This window comes from Seramator thermalis, from assembly GCF_004138125.1.
Classification (GTDB): domain Bacteria; phylum Bacteroidota; class Bacteroidia; order Bacteroidales; family Dysgonomonadaceae; genus Seramator; species Seramator thermalis.
The window spans coordinates 293549-312141 of the sequence record NZ_RXHS01000001.1 but is presented as its reverse complement, the minus strand read 5'-3'; the positions used below and the strand labels follow the sequence as shown (position 1 = coordinate 312141).

At 39.9% G+C, this 18593-nt stretch carries 14 protein-coding genes; 12 read left to right on the top strand and 2 right to left on the bottom strand.

The features are described from left to right. Positions 1–10: 10 nt before the first annotated feature. Positions 11–1690: a S41 family peptidase gene (locus EJN84_RS01380; RefSeq protein WP_129593742.1), complete on the bottom strand. Its 1680-nt coding sequence runs from the start codon at positions 1688–1690 to the stop codon at positions 11–13. Between the two features lie 189 nt (positions 1691–1879). Here EJN84_RS01380 and EJN84_RS01375 point away from each other — a divergent pair, with 189 nt between their 5' ends. The 12 genes from EJN84_RS01375 (at position 1880) to EJN84_RS01320 (ending at position 16612) form a co-directional block, all read left to right on the top strand. After that, positions 1880–2302, top strand: a complete 423-nt coding sequence (locus tag EJN84_RS01375; RefSeq protein WP_129593741.1) for a VanZ family protein — start codon at positions 1880–1882, stop codon at positions 2300–2302. A 26-nt stretch (positions 2303–2328) separates the two neighbouring features. Next, the gene (locus EJN84_RS01370) at positions 2329–2802 is read left to right on the top strand and encodes a DUF4870 domain-containing protein (protein ID WP_129593740.1); all 474 of its coding nucleotides are present in this window, start codon (positions 2329–2331) and stop codon (positions 2800–2802) included. A 2-nt stretch (positions 2803–2804) separates the two neighbouring features. Beyond that, positions 2805–3497, top strand: coding sequence for a cell division ATP-binding protein FtsE (locus EJN84_RS01365; protein ID WP_129593739.1), 693 nt, complete (start codon positions 2805–2807; stop codon positions 3495–3497). A gap of 2 nt (positions 3498–3499) precedes the next feature. Next, complete coding sequence (locus tag EJN84_RS01360) at positions 3500–4645, top strand: glycoside hydrolase family 5 protein (protein ID WP_129593738.1); 1146 nt, start codon at positions 3500–3502, stop codon at positions 4643–4645. 173 nt (positions 4646–4818) lie between these two features. After that, entirely contained in the window at positions 4819–5382 is a 564-nt protein-coding gene (locus EJN84_RS01355) for an RNA polymerase sigma-70 factor (protein ID WP_129593737.1), read from the top strand. Positions 5383–5505: 123 nt separating this feature from the next. Then, positions 5506–6522, top strand: a complete 1017-nt coding sequence (locus tag EJN84_RS01350) for a FecR family protein (protein ID WP_129593736.1) — start codon at positions 5506–5508, stop codon at positions 6520–6522. A 250-nt stretch (positions 6523–6772) separates the two neighbouring features. Next, positions 6773–10099 carry a SusC/RagA family TonB-linked outer membrane protein gene (locus EJN84_RS01345; protein ID WP_238943888.1) on the top strand — a complete coding sequence of 1109 codons (3327 nt, stop codon included), beginning with the start codon at positions 6773–6775 and terminating at the stop codon, positions 10097–10099. A 23-nt stretch (positions 10100–10122) separates the two neighbouring features. Beyond that, entirely contained in the window at positions 10123–12042 is a 1920-nt protein-coding gene (locus EJN84_RS01340; RefSeq protein WP_129593878.1) for a RagB/SusD family nutrient uptake outer membrane protein, read from the top strand. A 303-nt stretch (positions 12043–12345) separates the two neighbouring features. Then, positions 12346–13800: a glycoside hydrolase family 10 protein gene (locus EJN84_RS01335; RefSeq protein WP_129593735.1), complete on the top strand. Its 1455-nt coding sequence runs from the start codon at positions 12346–12348 to the stop codon at positions 13798–13800. Positions 13801–13925: 125 nt separating this feature from the next. After that, positions 13926–14465, top strand: a complete 540-nt coding sequence (locus tag EJN84_RS01330) for a Fur family transcriptional regulator (RefSeq protein WP_129593734.1) — start codon at positions 13926–13928, stop codon at positions 14463–14465. Further along, positions 14455–15714 carry an adenylosuccinate synthase gene (locus EJN84_RS01325; RefSeq protein WP_129593733.1) on the top strand — a complete coding sequence of 420 codons (1260 nt, stop codon included), beginning with the start codon at positions 14455–14457 and terminating at the stop codon, positions 15712–15714. Before EJN84_RS01330 ends, EJN84_RS01325 begins: the two co-directional genes overlap by 11 nt. 205 nt (positions 15715–15919) lie before the next feature. After that, a complete protein-coding gene (locus tag EJN84_RS01320; protein WP_129593877.1) occupies positions 15920–16612 on the top strand; it encodes a zinc metallopeptidase in 693 nt (230 codons plus the stop codon). Positions 16613–16831: 219 nt separating this feature from the next. On the opposite strand, the gene EJN84_RS01315 is transcribed toward EJN84_RS01320, so the two are convergent. Further along, positions 16832–18382 (bottom strand): sulfatase family protein, encoded by a 1551-nt coding sequence (locus EJN84_RS01315; protein ID WP_129593732.1) that lies wholly within the window; start codon positions 18380–18382, stop codon positions 16832–16834. Positions 18383–18593: the final 211 nt, after the last annotated feature.

Sequence of the window (18593 nt, the reverse complement as noted above, 5' to 3'; positions counted from 1 at the left end):
TGAATCTTGGTTAGTGCGACGAAGCAATTGACTTGCCCGGCTTCAGCGTATTGTTATACAACGATTTGTCGTTAAGCACTTCTACCGCCTTTTGGTAAGCCTTGTCGTTTTGCAGTGTGTGAATGAGAACGCCTTTCTCGAAATAATAGCGCCGAATGATTTCGTTGGTGATGACATCCTTAATCGATTCCTTAAATAATTCGAGGTCGCGATCCAAATCCGGGACGAGTTTAGCTTTGAGTGCCTGAAATTCGGCGGATGCTACATCCATGTACCCTTCAAATTTCATTACCTCTTCAAGATTGCGAAGCGAATGCGCGCTCATTTGATCGTATTTGAAATCTTTTTTCGATTTAACAAATTGCTTGAAAGCTTCGTAATCGGCATCCGTGAGCGAAAATTTGTCGGGAGAATCAATTTGAGAATGTTTCAGTACCCAATCTGTCACGAAATCGAACACAACGTTTTGAGTAATCAAGTAATAAGTAATGGTTCCCGGTTTGTCTTCGGCAATTATAAAATCGGGATTGATTCCGCCACCATCGCGAACCTCACGTCCGTTTCGAGTGTAAAATACATTTGTCAGACTGTCAGGCACGCGGGCGACGCTTCCGTCGGGATTCCGATGTGAATAGTCGAGCACCTGAATGCAACGTCTGCTCGGAATGTAATATTTGGCAGTCGTGATTTTCAGATTTCCATTATAAGGCAGCATGCGGGTTGTTTGGACCAAACCCTTTCCGAATGTTCGGTTACCGATAATCACTCCGCGATCGAGATCTTGCATCGAACCGGCAAGAATTTCCGATGCCGAAGCAGAGCTGGTATCGGTGAGCACGGCAATCGGAATAAGTGTATCAATGGGTTGTTCGGATGTTTTGTAGGTGCGATCCCATTGTTTGATTTTTCCTTTGGTGGAAACAATTTCCTGATCTTTCGGAATAAAAAGATTGGCAATACTTACTGCCTCTTCCAAAATTCCGCCACCATTGCCTCGTAAATCGATGATGAGCGATTGAGCCCCTTTATCTTTCAAGTCGAGAAACGCTTTACGAAATTCTTTCGAACTGTTTTCGGTGAAACCCGAAAAATGGATGTATCCTGTTCCACTATCGTTTATTGCCGAATAGGTTACGGGATTGATCGTAATTTTTTCGCGAACGACTTTTATGGTACGTGGTTTGTTTTCGCCGGGTCTTTGGATGAGTAGTGTAACTGTTGTTCCGGGAGTGCCTTTGAGTTTATCGCTAACATCCTTAACGTTTGCTTTGCGCATATCTATGCCATCAATTTCAAGTATGGCATCGGCAGCTTTCAGTCCACTTTTTGCCGCGGGCATATTTTCGTAAGGTTGATTGATGATGACCTGCCCGTTGTTGTATGAAATCACGGCTCCAATTCCGGCATATTCGCCCGTAGTGAGCATGCGCAAATCGTCCATGTTATTTTCTGCATAGTATTCAGTATATGGATCGAGTCCGGCAAGCGTATTTTCGATGACGCTCTGCATCATTTTGTCCGTAGGAATACTATCCACATAGAACATGTGCAATTCTTTGAATACGGAATTGAAGATGTCAAGGTTTTTATTGATGTCGAAATAACGTTGATTGTCATTCTTGGGGGAGGTTTGAGCTGATATGTTGCATAAGAATGCAGAAAAAAGCAGCATCAAAAAGATCTTCTTCATATTATGTTGCAAAATTGTATTGTTAAATTCTACACAAAGAAACGAATTTTTTGCGAATAGATGCACCGCGTATTGTTATATGTTTTTAAAAGTGGCTCTCGATTGTGGAATTTCGTATCTTTCCTCTATAAATCACGCTTGGAAATACCTCTTTTTTCATGTACTTTTGCGAAAGAATAAGCTAATGATATGTCTCGTTTTTTTCGACATCTTTTACTCCCTGGATTCATCGGATTGGTCATTTTTGTTTTGACCTGTTTGCTGACACCCAATGAAATACCTGAAATGCCCGATGTAATACCTTGGGACAAACTTGCGCATTTTGGTATGTTTTTCGTTTTATCGGTTGTTTGCTATTACGATTACTTTCAACTCAATGACGGAAATGTGCGAAAAGGTCGATGGATTTTTTGGGGATTTGTAATTCCTGTGCTTTATGGAGCGGCAATCGAATTGTTGCAAAAATATGTTTTTACCAGTAGAAGTGCCGATATTGTTGATTTTCTTTCCGATATGATCGGATCCGTTGTTGCTTCCATCCTTTCGATTTATATTCTCGATCGGAAACAAAAGGCGAAAAAAAGTTTACCTTTGCAACAAAACCTTCGATAACAATAAACTGCCTAAAAACTACTCAAATGAAATACGAAGATCTTAAAATTTTAGACGAACTTCGCGAAAAGGGAAGTATCACCGAAGAAGAATTTCAGCGCGAAAAAGCGAAAATTCTTAATGAACAATATAATAGTGCTGATGGGGAAAGAGCGTTCAAAAAACCTCTTTTCGATTTGGAAGAAAACACCTATCTCATGCTTATGCATTTATCGCAGTTGGCAGGATTGGTGGTACCGTTGATTGGTTTTATTATTCCTGTCGTTCTGTGGCTTACGAACAAAGATGTAAACGAAAAGGTAAATATTAACGGACGGAATATTCTAAATTTCATGATAAGTTATACGATATATGCCGTAATCTTGTGCATTACCATTATTGGGATTCCATTGGCAGTGATTTTGGGAATAGTTTACGTGGTTTTCGTCATCGTTGCTTCCATCAAAGCCAACAACGGCGAAAGTTGGAAATATCCGATGACGATCGAATTTATTAAATAAACATGACTGAAGAATTACTGGTAAAATATACAGATGTTGTTTTGAATCGTGAAGAAAATACTATTCTCCGCGATGTGAATTTTTCAGTAGTGAGAGGTGATTTTCTGTATATCATCGGGAAAGTAGGATCCGGAAAGAGTACATTACTGAAAAGTATTTATGCCGAAATACCTATCATGTCGGGCGATGCGCAGGTTTTTGAATATCAGTTGCAAAAAATAAAACGCAATCAAATCCCTTATTTGCGACGAAAAATCGGTATTGTATTTCAGGATTTTCAATTGCTCATCGATCGATCGGTAGAAAAGAATTTGGAGTTTGTGCTTCGTGCCACGGGTTGGAAAAACAAAAAGATGATCGAGGATCGCATTCACGAAGTGTTGGTGCAGGTAGGCATGCAAAACAAAACCTACAAAATGCCGCACGAACTGTCGGGTGGAGAACAGCAACGCATTGTGATAGCCCGAGCCTTGCTCAATTCCCCTCCGTTGATTTTGGCCGACGAACCAACAGGGAATCTTGATCCCGAAACGGGAAGCCAGATCGTTGCCTTGTTGCAGTCGATTTCCGAAAAAGGTACCGCCGTTATCATGTCCACCCACAATTATTCGATTGTGCAAACATTTCCGGGAAAAATTATGCGGTGCGAAAACAGGCATTTGATTGATATGAGTGAACCCCAACAAACATCATGATGATGAAACGAAGAAATTTTATTCGGACCCTTGGCATGGGTATGATTGCTGCAGGTGTAGGTGTAACAGGATCAGCAACTGCCGAAAATCTTTTTTATTCAACCAAAAACAAGTTGCCTCGTTGGCGCGGTTTTAATCTGCTCGACTACTTTTCTCCCTACAGAGAAGCCGGTTCGGTAACCACCGACGAAGATTTGAAATGGATGGCCGACTGGGGTTTCGATTTTGTGCGTCTTCCCATAGCTTATCCGCGATACATTATTTTTGATCCGTCTCGAGATATTACGCCCGATGATGTACTTCATTTCGACGAAAAGGAAATAGACAATATTCAGTCGTTGGTTGAAAAGGCAAATGGTTACGGATTGCACGTGAGCTTAAACCTGCACCGAGCGCCGGGTTTTTGTGTAAATGCGGGATTTAATGAACCGTATAATCTGTGGAAGGATAAGGAAGCGCAGGAAGCTTTCTATGAGCACTGGAGCATGTGGGCCAAACGATTCAAGCATCTTTCGCCTCGAGAAATAAGTTTTGATTTGGTGAATGAACCTTGTCTGCGTGAAGATATGAACGATCAACACTCACAGAGAGGTCCTGTTCCCGGTCAGCTTTATCGCGAAGTGGCTCAAAAATCCTTGAATGCCATACGTCAGCATAATCCTCAGCATCTGGTTATTGCCGATGGGAATAACGTGGGAAACGATCCTATCCCGGAGATTTTCGACCTCGATATCGGACAAAGTTGTCGGGGATACTATCCTCATTATATTTCACATTATCGGGCTCCGTGGGTATGGAAAAATCCGGATGAGGCTCCCAAACCGGTATGGCCGGGCGTAATTGACGGAAAATATTTCAATAGAAAAATCCTTGAAGAGTTTTATGCCCCTTGGATTGATGCCGTGAATAAGGGTGTTGGCGTACATTGTGGTGAATGTGGTTGTTGGAAAGAAACACCTCATGAAGTATTTTTAGCTTGGTTTGAGGATGTACTCGATATCCTTACTCAGCATGGAATAGGTTATGCGCTTTGGAATTTTCGGGGCGATTTCGGTATTCTCGATTCCGGCCGGAAAGATGTGAAATATGAAGATTGGTATGGACATCGACTTGACCGCGAATTATTAACTCTCCTAAGAAAGTATTAGATAGTTAAAAGGGCTATTTATTGCATTGTATGATATTGTTATCCTCAATTACTTTAGAAATTCTTAAGAAATCAGGTGCAAAATATAGCAAGGTGGATAAACTTTAAATAAGTTGAGGGCTAACTTTATTCTTTTTAGACAAAACTCTAAAATGAGGTTTTAATTGTGCTAAAATGTGGGATAAGGATCAGAAATTGGAAATCATAACTATTGAACAATTTGAAAATCTCTATTTACAACAAGCTCCAAAATTGATTTTTTATGCTCGAAAATTTGTAGATAATGTTGTTGCCGAAGATATTGTCCACGATATATTTTTGAAACTTTGGCACGAAAAACCGGAGATTGATTTTCGTGAAGAGGATAATCCGTATCTTTTTCGTATGGTTCGGAATGCCTGTTATGATTTTCTCAAACATAAAGCGGTGGAAGAAAGTTTTGTAGACAAAGCGTTTAATGAGTTGAAAATGGAAGAATTGGAGTGGAACGATTCTTACGAAACTTTTCTTGATCAAGAAGAGAACATAAATGCTGTTTATACTATTATTGACCGGCTTCCTCCAAAATGCAAAGAGATCTTTGTAAAAGCTTATTTAGAAGAACAAAAGCATTCCGATATTGCTACTCAACTTAATATCTCTGTAAGAACGGTAGACACACAGGTTTATAAGGCTTTAAAAATAATCCGTGACCATTTAATACCGGTTTTGGTTTTAATATTTCCTCTTTTTTGGTAATATTTTGTAAATTTCTTCGAAAAAAGAATACGTAATTTCTTTTTTTTAATCGTATATATTCAAAGCGGGTAGTATCCGGATAAAGGAAGCGACTAAAATTAGTGAGTAGATATTTCGAGTTAAATGAAAGATATACAACAAATTATTATCCATGTGTTACAAAATGATGTTTCGGAAGAAGAAATGGCTTTTTTTTCCGAATGGTTTCATTCTTCATCCGAAAACAAAGATTTGTTTTTTCAGTTAAAAGATATATATGATCATCGAAAGGGTGGTTTGATGCCTGATAGCAAGGAAACGAAAGTAAGTTGGAACAGGCTCATGAATAAATTGGAGAATAATCCCCAACACATCTTTCAATCCACAACTACAAGAAATAAGCGTGTAAAATTGAATCGATGGCAAGCAGTTGCCGCTATTTTTGCAGGGTTATTGATTATCGGCGCTTCGTTGTTTTATGGCCGTATGAAACAAAATTCCGTATGGGTTGAAGTGCGGACAACCTCTTCTGATCAAGTTCAACTTGTTCAACTGCCTGACGGTTCCACGGTGCAATTGAATGTATCTTCTTTTCTGAAATATCCAAAAAGATTTACAGGGAAAAAGCGCCAAGTTTACCTTGATGGGGAGGCCATATTTGATGTGAAAAACGACGGAAGGTCTTTTGAGGTGCAAAGCGACAAACAACAAATCGTTGTGTTGGGAACGCAATTTAATGTGATGGATTATTCTGTCGATGCTTTTGCCGCTACAACATTGATAAAAGGGAAGATAGAATTGAAAACCTTTGATGCATCGCATACCGTAAAAAACCGCATGGTATTAACGCCGAAGCAGCAAGTGCTGTTGGATAAGAATACCAGCTATGTAACGCTCAGAGATGTCAATCCCGATGATATCTTATCATGGACAACAGGAACGTATTCTTTTGAAGACGTACCGTTAGAACAAATTACGGGACGTTTGGAAAAGGTGTATGATGTAACCGTTGTTATTCCGGACGAAAAAAGTCGAAAAGAAAAATACACCGGTAAATTTTCTTCATCACAAACTATAGAGGAAATTATACAGATCATCAATTTTAAAGGACAATTCGAGTATCGTTTTCGAAATGATACGATCGTTTTGCAAAGAAAGTGACCGAGAATAATATTGTTGAATTTTATAAAATCAAATTGCTATGGGAAAGACATAAGAAGAAAAAAAGAATCGGGAATAGCAAGGCTGATTACCCGATTCAAGGAGCGTTTTTAATCAAATGAATCAATGACCGTTCCTCCACGTCTGCAAACTGTCGGAACGGTTGTGTATAACTCAATCAAAAACACACAAATATATGAATAAATTACGAATCTTACTTAAGTTTCCATCAAGGGACGTATTTTTGACTATGAAATGTATTATCGCCTTTTTGCTGATAGGCATGTGTAATGCTTTTGCCGCAGGATATGCACAAAGCGAAAAAATAACCGTTAAAGCAAATGATGCCACCCTTAAAGAAGTGATATCCATTATCGAAAAACAGTCGGACTACACTTTTTTCTATCAAAATGAGGATGTCGATCATTCGCTTCGTTTTAATGTCGATTTAAAAAATCAAGATATTAAAGAGATCCTTGATCAATTGGTCACTAACACATCCCTTTCCTACAGAATATCGGGAAAATATATTTTTCTCGAAAAAACAGCAAAGGGAAATAGCGTTCAACAGCAGCAAAATAGAAGAACGATAACCGGTCGTGTTTACGATACGAAAGGAGAGTTGTTGATAGGAGTCAACGTTGTTGAAGTGGGTACCACTAATGGTACCGTTACCGATGTAAATGGAACGTATCGTATTTCGGTGACTACTCCTAAACCGGTTTTAAAATTTACTTATATTGGTTTTAAAGAAAAAGAAGTACCTGTGGGCGGTGGAAATATTTTGGATATCCAATTAGAAGAGGATGTAAGTGAATTGCAAGAAGTAGTAGTAGTTGGCCATGGGACGCAAAAAAAGGTTTCTGTTGTAGGTTCAATTACGACAATTAAACCGGAAGAATTGCAAATAGGGACAACTCGTTCTATCAGTAACAATCTGGCAGGACAACTGGCCGGAATTATTGGTGTACAAAGATCAGGTGAACCGGGTTACGATAATTCTCAATTTTGGATTCGGGGAATTTCTTCTTTTGCAGGGAACAATAACCCTTTGATATTGGTAGATGGTATAGAGCGTTCATTAAATAATATCGATCCTGCCGAGATTGAGTCGTTTTCGATTTTAAAAGATGCGGCAGCAAGTGCTGTATATGGTGTTAGAGGTGCTAATGGGGTAATTATCATTACGACGAAAAGGGGTCAAATTGGAAAACCAGCTATAAATGTGAGAGTGGAGCAAGCGGCTACTGCATTAGGGAAATTGCCCACTTTTATCGGCTCGACCGAATATTTGTCACTTTTAAATGAAATTGCAATTGATGAAGGAAAACCTATTCGGTATCCTGAAGAAGTTATAGAAAAATATCGTACCGGTGAGGATCCGGATTTGTATCCGAATGTGAATTGGATTGATGCTATTACAGATGACTTTGGATATAACACAAGGGCAAATTTGACTGTTTCTGGAGGAAGCGATGTACTGCGTTATTCGTTAGTTACGTCTTACTACGGAGAAAAAGGGATTATTGCTCGAGATAAAAGGCAAGAGTGGGACTCTTCATCAAGGTTAAATCGGTACAATGTCCGCTCAAATGTCGATGTAAATATTACACCTACCACTTTATTCCGTGTGAATATTGGAGGGTATCTGCAAGAAAGAGTCAGATCTCCTCAGAGCGTAGATGATTTATTCGGTTTGGCTTTTGATACCCCTCCATTTGTTCATCCGCCAATTTATTCTTCGGGTGAAATTCCTGTTGTTCCTGAAAGAGCTAATCCATGGGCATTGGCTACTCAATTGGGATACGAAACTTTCAGTCATAATCAAATCGAATCTTCTGCTTCCATGGAACAAGATCTCAAATTCTTGTTGCCGGGTTTAAAAGCCCGAATTTTATTCTCTTTCGATCGTTATTCCGGAAATGGTGTTCAACGGAGTAAATCTCCGGATTATTATAATCCTGCAGTGGGAAGAAAAGACGATGGCTCTTTAGATCTTGTCATCTATCGGTATGGACAATCATTTTTAGGTCATAGTACCTCTGCCGAATGGGGGAATAAAAGCACTTACCTGGAAGGTTCTTTGAATTATGATCAAATTTTCGATGAAAAACACGCTATCGGACTAATGTTTTTATATAATCAACGAAGTTTTGAGGATGGGAGTGCCTTACCTTATAGAAATCAAGGAATAGCTGCGAGGGCATCTTATACCTTCGATAATAAATATGTGGGTGAATTTAATTTTGGATATAATGGTTCGGAAAATTTTGCGAAAGGGCATCGATTCGGTTTTTTCCCTTCATTGGCAGTAGGATGGATTTTGTCTGAAGAAGCTTTTATGGAACCCTATAGAAATACTTTTTCCAAAATAAAATTAAGAGCTTCCTATGGATTGGTTGGAAATGATCAATTGGGCCAGAATAGGGGAGATTATCGTTTTGCCTATTTGACAACGATTGGAGATACCGGAGGATATAGTTGGGGTGTAGACAATGATTATGGGCGTTCCGGTCGTTGGGAAGGACAGGTAGGTGTGCAGAATCTTACCTGGGAAAAAGTGAAAAAGGCAAATGTGGGTGTAGAATTAGGTTTATGGAATAGCATCGAGTTACAGTTTGATGCTTTTAAGGATCATCGTTATGATATATTCATGCAGCGAAGGACTATTCCTGCTTCGGCCGGATTTATTCAAACACCGTTTGCTAATTATGGAAAGGTAGATAATCGAGGGATAGACGTTTCATTAACAGCAAACAAACAAGTTACAAGAGATTTTCAGTTTGTAATGAGAGGTACGTTTACTTATGCTAAAAACGAGATTACAGAGCAGGACGAGCCTTTGGGTGTAATCGGTACCAACCGGTCTCGGACAGGACATCCGATAGGTCAGATATTTGGATTGATTGATGACGGCCTTTTTACGGATGACGATTTCGTTACAAATGAAAGCGGTGAATTGGAATTAGCTCCGGGCATACCTAAGCATACATTCGCACCGGTAAGACCGGGTGATATCAAATATAAAGACATCAATGATGACGGAGTAATCAATTCATTAGATGAATGTCCTATTGGAGGCACTGTAGATCCGCAGATTGTATATGGGTTTGGTGCAAGTATATTGTACAAACAGATCGATTTCAGTTTCTTTTTTCAAGGGAATGGAAAAACGTATCGTGTAATTGGAGGCAATAATTTTATTCCGGGAAGCGGAGATGCTTCCATGGGAAATATTTATGACAATTATAAGGATCGATGGACTGTGGATAATCCATCCCAAGATGCATTTTGGCCGCGTTTATCGAGTTATAATCATGCCAATAATACCCAATCCTCAACGTGGTGGTTAAAAGATATGAGCATGTTGCGTTTAAAAAATATTGAAATAGGTTATAGTTTTCCCAAACAAACTGTATTGCCTAATTATATTAAAAGCGCGCGTATTTTTTTGGCGGGGTCTAATTTACTGCAATTTTCCAAATTCAAATTATGGGACCCGGAAATTGGTTTTTCTAATGGTTTAAGATATCCCATCATGAAATCGGCTTCCATAGGTTTAGAAATAGATTTTTAATACATAATATAAATCGAAAAATGATGAAATATTTAAAGAATATCCTGTTTTTTATAGTTGTTTTGTTGTTTTCAGCTTGCTCCGACTTTTTGGATAAAAAACCGGACGATATGTTAACACTAGAGATGGTTTTTGGCGATAAAACGCGAACAGAAGATTGGTTGGCTGGTGTTTATAATGCCATACCTGATCCATACTGGCGAGATATGTCACATCATGGTGTTGGACCTTTGGGGGATGATTTGGCACCATCAACCGGTTGGCAAAAATTTGGATGGGATGTAGTAGCAAAACAAATTGGAAATTGGAATCCGGCTTCCTATGATGGAGATAACAGGTGGGTAGATTTACCTAAAAGAATTCGAAGTGCTTTGATTTTTATTGATAATGTAAGGCCGAATGCAAAACAATTGGTTACCGAAGCTGAGGTAGAAAACATGAAAAATGAAGCACGTTTTTTAATTGCTTATTATTATACCCTGTTGCTTGAGAAGTATGGACCGGTTCCTTTTAACCCTAATCAAATATTGCCTACTGATGTTTCGCAGGAAGAATTACTGCTAGGCCAAACTCCTTACGATACCATTGTTAATTGGATTGATCAGGAATTAGTAAACTTATCGAAAGTACTGCCTGCTTCTTATACGGATAAAAAGAAATATGGTCGTGCAACTTCAATTATGTGTTTAGCCGTAAGAGCAAGAATGTTACTGTTTGCTGCTAGTCCCTTAGTTAACGGCAATCCTGATTATAAAGGTCATGTGAATTGGAAAGGTGAGGAATTATTTAATTCTACTTACGATCCCAACAAATGGAAACGGGCGGCTCAGGCGTGCAAAGAACTTATAGATGCCGCTCATGCAGCAGGTCATAAATTGTATTATGAGTATAATGGTGATGGAACAATAGATCCTTTTTTATCCTATCAAAACATGATGTTCAAAAAAGGAGACGTTAATCCTGAGATTTTATTCGCTAGACCCGGATGTGATTATACAAGTCTTGACAGACATGCTACCCCGAGAGGATGTGCGGGTAATGGTGGCTATGGAATAACCCAATCGTTGGTTGATGCATTTTTTATGGAAAACGGATTACCTCCCATTTTAGGTTATCAAGATGGCGATAAATCAAAACCCATTATAAATTCGGTTTCAGGATATAAAGAAAAAGGATTTTCAACAGAACCGGAAGTCAGAAAAACAAAATGGATAGAATGTCAAGGCGATCAACCCGGGAAAGAAGGGCAAGTAACGTTAGCAGGTACTTACAATATGTATTGTCATCGTGAACCACGATTTTATATTTCTGTGTTATATAACCGGGCGTGGTATCGTCAAGAGGGACGTACAACCCGTTTTCTCATTGGAGAATGGGATGGGGGACCAACACATGACGCACCTCAAAACGGATATTTGTTAAGAAAGATGGTGCACCCGGATCATAACTGTAGAACGAACATTTTTCCTTATAGACCCGGCATTCTTTATCGTTTGGGCGAAGCTTATTTGAATTATGCCGAGGCCCTTAATGAATCGGATCCCGGGAATCCGGATATTGTGAAATATTTGAATTTGATTCGTGAAAGAGCCGGTATTCCGACTTATGGTAACGGGGTAAATCAGATTCCTCTTCCACAAGGACAGGATGCCATGCGTGAAGCGATACACAGAGAACGTCGTGTTGAATTGAACTGCGAAGGATCAATACGGTGGAATGATATTCGCCGATGGAAAATGGGCAAGGAAACATTAGATGGAGATTTTTATGGGATGAATTACTTGGGAGAGAATTTAAGCGATGATGATAATGATCCCAAAGCATTTTTTGTTCGCAAACCCTATCAAAAACGTGTTTTCGAAAAACAAATGTACTGGTTTCCCGTACCGCAAGATGAAATGGATAAAAATCCGAATTTAACGCAAAATCCACTTTGGAAATAATGTTAGATTAGATGTTTCAAATATTTTGAAATTGACAGTAACAATCTTATTTTGTTTTTCGAGATTTTCAGCTCAACAGAAGACTTCAATCCATTCTGTTGAGCTGTTTTTATCAAACAATTTTAATTCTGAATATGCTTATATTTACTCTCTTACTTACAATTAATTATTCTTGGGCTTAACTCTTTTAAAATTTTACTATATTTTTTAACCGATATACTTGATACATCTATTACTAAATATAACCTTAAATATGGCTTTTTGTGCTATTTTTGTAGCATCTGTAAAGAACCATTTTAAATAATGACCAAACTTCATACCTTCATAATTGTTTTCGTGCTGGCGACGATTGATGTTTTTTCTCAAAAATATCCTGCAACTGAAATAAGGGCCGTGTGGCTTACTACCAACTATAATTTAGATTGGCCACGATCCAAATCGAGTGTTACGGCACAAAAGCGGGAAATTCAAGAAATTCTTGATCATCTTCGAAAAAACAATTTCAATACCATACTCTTTCAAACGAGGAATAGTGGTGAAGTGTTGTATAAATCGAACATCGAACCAATGTTTCGCAGTATTGCACAATCTCCCGGTAAAGAGTTTTTTGATCCCCTGAAATTTGTAATCGACGAATGCCACCGGCGAGGCATGGAGTGTCATGCGTGGCTCATTACTTATCCGCTTGGTTCTCGAAAACATCAAAACAGCCTGGGTGCAGCATCTGTAGTAAAAAAACACCGTAATATTGTAACTCTCTACAAAAATGGGTGGTATCTCGATCCCGGAAATCCTCAGACCGACGACTACCTCCTTTCCATTATTCGGGAAATTGTTTCGAATTATGATGTGGACGGTATTCATTTCGATTACATTCGTTATCCCGACCGTGCAGTGAAATTTACCGACGATGCAAGTTATCGTCGTTGGGGTAAAGGACAAGCTCGAGACGATTGGCGGCGGGAAAATATCAATCGATTTGTTGCCAAAGCATATGATCAGATAAAAAAGTTAAAACCATGGGTAATGGTGAGTAGTTCACCATTAGGGAGATACAAACCTTTGAATACAAACCCCAATGATACGTGGACAGCTTATTATAGTGTTTATCAGGATCCTGTTCAATGGCTCAATGCCGGCAAGCACGATGCCGTTTTTCCGATGATGTATTATCGTGACGGGTTGTTTTATCCATACCTCGATCAATGGATAGAAAACTCAAACGGACGTATTCTGGTCCCGGGATTGGGCGTTTATCAAATTCAAGATCTGGGTTGGCTTAGCAGCGATATAATTGATCAGATAGAATACGGCAGATCCAAAGCAGTATCGGGAAACGCTTTTTTCAGAGTGGAACATGTGTTGAATTACAATCACAACATCCTTCGTCAGTTGTCTGACAAATATTACAAATATCCTGCAAAAATGCCTCCGATGAGTTGGTTGTCAGATGAATTTCCGGAGGCTCCGTTCGATTTGACAGCAGAAAAAGTTGCTGCCGATTTTCAGCTTCGATGGAAAGTAAAAGATTCAGATCCGCGAATAACATTCAATGTGTATCGATGCAAATCAGACACTGTTGATATAACCGATGGCTCTAATCTGCTGGCGACAGGGTTGCGCGAACCTGTATTTATGTATCAACCACCCGAAGACGACAGCGCTTATTATTATTTTGTTACTTCGAGCAATTCATTTCATAATGAAAGTTCCGTAACAATACCGGCATTTTTTTGGCATTCAAAAACCGAGAAATAGAAATTATTTTCATTTTGCACTTCATATTTCATTCTAAATCGATATTTGCAATTTTTTGCACGAAATGTTGATAATTAAATAGATAAAAAGCAAGATGAATCGTTCAAAAAACATATTTTTGCAACATGGATGATGAAATCATAAAAAATAAGGTAAAAGAAATTTTTACCGAATATCTCACTCTGCACAAACATCGGAAAACGCCCGAACGATATGCCATTCTTGATCATATTTATTCGACCAAAGGGCATTTTGATATGGACTCGTTATACAATTCGATGATTGAAGAAAATTTCAGAGTGAGCCGGGCCACGCTATACAATACCATCGATTTGCTGCTCGAATGCGGATTGGTTGTCAAACATCAGTTTGGTGAAAATGTGTCGAAATATGAACGTGCCTATGGCAATGAAAATCACAATCACATTATTTGCACTTCGTGTGGACGTGTTTGGGAAACAAAAAACGGAGATCTTTTTACTCCGACACAGCAGAAAAAAATCAAAAAATTTACGGTTCATTATTACAGCATGTACATTTATGGCATTTGCAGTAAATGCAGTCATGCCAAAAAAATGGAATTACACCGTCTAAGTCAAGCGCAGCCGGAAAAAACAACCGGAGCGGATAAAAAGCAAAAAAAATCAAAGAAAAATGAAAGTTGATGTAATTTTAGGCCTTCAATGGGGAGATGAGGGCAAAGGGAAGATTGTGGATGTATTAACCCCGGATTATCAGATTGTTGCAAGGTTTCAAGGCGGCCCAAATGCCGGTCATACGCTCGAATTTGAAGGACAGAAATACATCCTGAAATCAATTCCTTCGGGTATTTTTCAGGAAGGGAAAATCAATGTGATAGGTAATGGCGTCGTGCTCGATCCAGCATTGTTTCGGCAGGAAGTTGATGCTCTCGAAGCATCCGGACACACACTTACCGATCGCCTTTTTATTTCAAAAAAAGCACATCTTATTTTACCGACTCATCGATTGCTTGATGCCGCAATGGAATCGTCGAAGGGCGATTCGAAAATTGGGACTACCGGCAAAGGAATAGGCCCGGCTTATACCGACAAAGTGAGTCGCAATGGTCTGCGTGTCGGTGACTTGTTTCATAATTTCGAAGAAAAATACCGAATCGCGATTGACCGACACAAACAGATGCTCTCGCAGTATCATTTCGAATACGATTTATCGGAACTCGAAGCTCAGTGGTTTGCCGGAATCGAAAAATTGAAAGAATTTACCATTATCGATGGAGAACACTTCATTAACAAATCTCTTTTGCAAGGTGACCGAATTTTAGCCGAAGGAGCACAAGGTTCGATGCTTGATGTCGATTTCGGATCATATCCATTTGTAACTTCCTCTAACACAATTAGCGCCGGTGCATGTATCGGATTGGGCGTTTCGCCACATACCATTGGCGAGGTGTACGGAGTTTTTAAAGCATATTGTACACGTGTGGGTAGCGGACCTTTTCCAACCGAATTGACAGATGAAACCGGCAATTTGCTTCGCGATCGCGGACACGAATACGGATCTGTTACCGGACGTCCACGGCGATGCGGATGGATTGATCTTGTTGCACTTCGATATACGGTAATGCTTAATGGAGTTACCAAACTGGTGATGATGAAAAGCGACGTACTCGATACTTTTGATACCATAAAAGCGTGTGTTTCGTATATTGTGAATGGTGAAGAAACGGAAGATTTGCCGTTCGATTTATCGGACAACATCGAGCCGGTTTGGGTAGAGTTACCCGGATGGGAAACCGATATGAGCCAAATGCAATCGGAGGATGAATTTCCTGAAGAATTTAACAACTATCTCACTTTTCTGGAGGATGAGCTGGGGGTTCCCATCAGCATCGTTTCTCTCGGGCCTGATAGAAAGCAAACAATCATACGGTAACAATACTATTGTGTTAAAGCCTGCTATTCCAATTCGTTTGGCATACAATTTGTTTTGAACTATTGTGTTAAATATACGTTCAATAATGCAAACTCAATAATTTAAAAAAATGATGACATTAATTTCTTTTCTCGCGAGTTTTTTGCCTTCGGGTGAAATCATATTGCAAGCAAATTACTACGGTAACGGGCAATCTTCCACACAGATGGGAGGAACAGTCCTGATCTGGATTCTTTTCGGGTTTATAGCTTTAGCCGGTTGGATTGTGCAGGCACAATTGCAAAGTCGATTTAAAAAATATTCTTCACTTTCGCTCCGAAATGGCATGACTGGAAAAGATGTTGCGGAAAAAATGCTTCATGATCACGGAATCTATGACGTGCAGGTGATTTCAACAAGGGGACATCTTACCGATCACTACAACCCGATGAATAAAACCATAAACCTGAGTGAACCGGTTTATTCCGGTACAAGTGTGGCAGCGGCCGCTGTTGCTGCACACGAAACAGGCCATGCCGTACAGCACGCCGTGAGTTATGCTCCGCTAAAAATGCGTTCGGCGTTGGTTCCTGTTATTTCGGCAACAAGTCGATGGGTGATGTGGGTAATTCTGTTGGGGATTATCATGTTGCAAACATTTCCGGCACTGTTATGGGTTGGAATTGCCATGTTTGCGCTTACAACCATATTTAGTTTTGTAACTTTGCCGGTCGAAAAAAATGCAACCAACAGAGCGCTCGCCTGGTTAAGCAATGCCGGCATTACAGATGTGAGTAATCAATCTCAGGCCGTAGATGCTTTACGTTGGGCAGGATATACTTATGTGGTCGCTGCTCTGGGTTCTCTGGCTACGTTGATCTATTATATTATGATTGCACTTGGGAGCAATCGAAGATAAAGATTCGATATTTGCAAAGCAGGAAAAGCATTGAATTTGCGTTTCATTTATCTTGCCAAATTGCCATTTTGTCATTTTGGCAATTTGGCAAGAATAAGAAATGAGCAAGATATTTGGGGTTTGTTTTTGTGCCGGAATCTCGGCGAGTAGAGTGATAGTTGATAAACAGATACAAAAGAATGAATTACGCCTTTTCCATTTTGGGCCTTACCTTAAATGTCAGTAATTTCCCATATTTCGATGATCGCTGTGTGGCCATTCCGTCCTTTTCAAGGGAATACTCATTCCACCGGTTGATTCGAGCCAATTATACAGTTCGTGATTCAACGACTTTATCGTATCCTGACAGGCAGGATCGGTGATAAGGTTGTGCATTTCGTCGGGATCGTTTTGCAGATCGTAAAATTCGTTTGTATCCCAAATACCGTGATACCGAATGTATTTGTAACGATCCGTTCGGATGCCGTGCATAGTTGGTGTTTGTGGAAATTCGTACTCCCAATAATATTCGTAAAAAATCTTGTCGCGCCAAGGTATATTTTTTCCGAGCAAAAGTGGTACGAACGATTCTCCCACCATTTGCGGAGCTTTTTCCAATCCTGCGCAGTGCATCAGGGTAGGGGCAATATCGACATTCTGAACCATTTTTTCGACGACTTCACCTCCCGGGAAAAGTCCGGGAGCCCAAACAAGCATCGGCACCCGTACCGATTCTTCATAAAACTGTCGTTTGTCGATCAATCCGTGTTCACCCCATGCAAAACCGTTGTCGCCCATGTAAATGACAATCGTATTTTTGTCCAGCCCGTTTTCAACGAGATAATCGAGCACGGCCCCGATACTTTCGTCCACTGATCGGAGCGTTTCGCAATAGTTGCGCACTTGCGTTTCCCAAGGTCTGCCGTGATAAGAATAATCAACCCCGTGCCAACTTTCACGCTGGTTTTTCACCCAGTTCGGCATCATGTTTTCACCATAGAAGTCTTTTCCCGATGCCGCTTTGCCGGTCAGGCTGTCTATGGTTGGAGGAGTCGTAATGCCGTATTTGGGCATATTGAACGAAGCCGGATAAACCAACGGTTTGTCCCGATAACATCCTTTGTGTCGTTTGGCAGGTTGAAAATTGTCGTGCACCCCTTTGTGCGAAAGGTACACCATGAAGGGTTGATGATTTTTGGTTTGTTGATCGATGAAATCGATGGCGTGTTGCGTAAGTAAGTCGGTAACATACACACTATCGGCGTATTGAATCCACTTGCCGTTTGTGTTCAGTCGCGGATTGTAATATTCGCCCTGACCTTTGAATGCTTCCCAATGATCGAATCCCGGTTGGGGATCGCCCGAATCGTTTCCCATGTGCCATTTTCCGAAAAATCCGGTGATATAACCGGCTTTCTGCAAATATTGCGGGAAAAATGTCAATCCATCGGGCAGGGGTGCCGTATTGTCAACGACTTTATGCGAATGCGAATACATTCCGGTGAGAATGGATGCGCGGCTGGGAGAGGATAGGGAAGTGGTTACGAACGCGTTTTTCATCCATGCGCCTTCGTGTGCCATTCTGTCCATCGATGGTGTTTGCAACCAGGGAATTTTCCCGACAAATCCCATATAATCGTAGCGATGATCATCGGAAAGGATGAACACGATGTTCATTTTTTTACCGTTTGTTTTTTCGCTGCTGTTCGATTTGTCGGCTTGTTGTGCCTGCATATTATGTCCTGCCAATGTAAGTGGTATGGACAAATAACCGAGAAACTTGTTGTTCATAATGAAAATTTATCGTTGTTTTAAATATTTGGCATCATTTCTCGTGGTTTATACTCAACGGAATAGAAATGAACTCCCAAATTTAAAAAAAATTCCGAGAAATTACATCTACCTTTGTAGCTGAAAAAAGAATTTATAGGGTAAATAATTTGTGAGTAAAACTTCTCGATATGGCCAATAAGTGCACGGTATTTTCATACTGCCGAACATT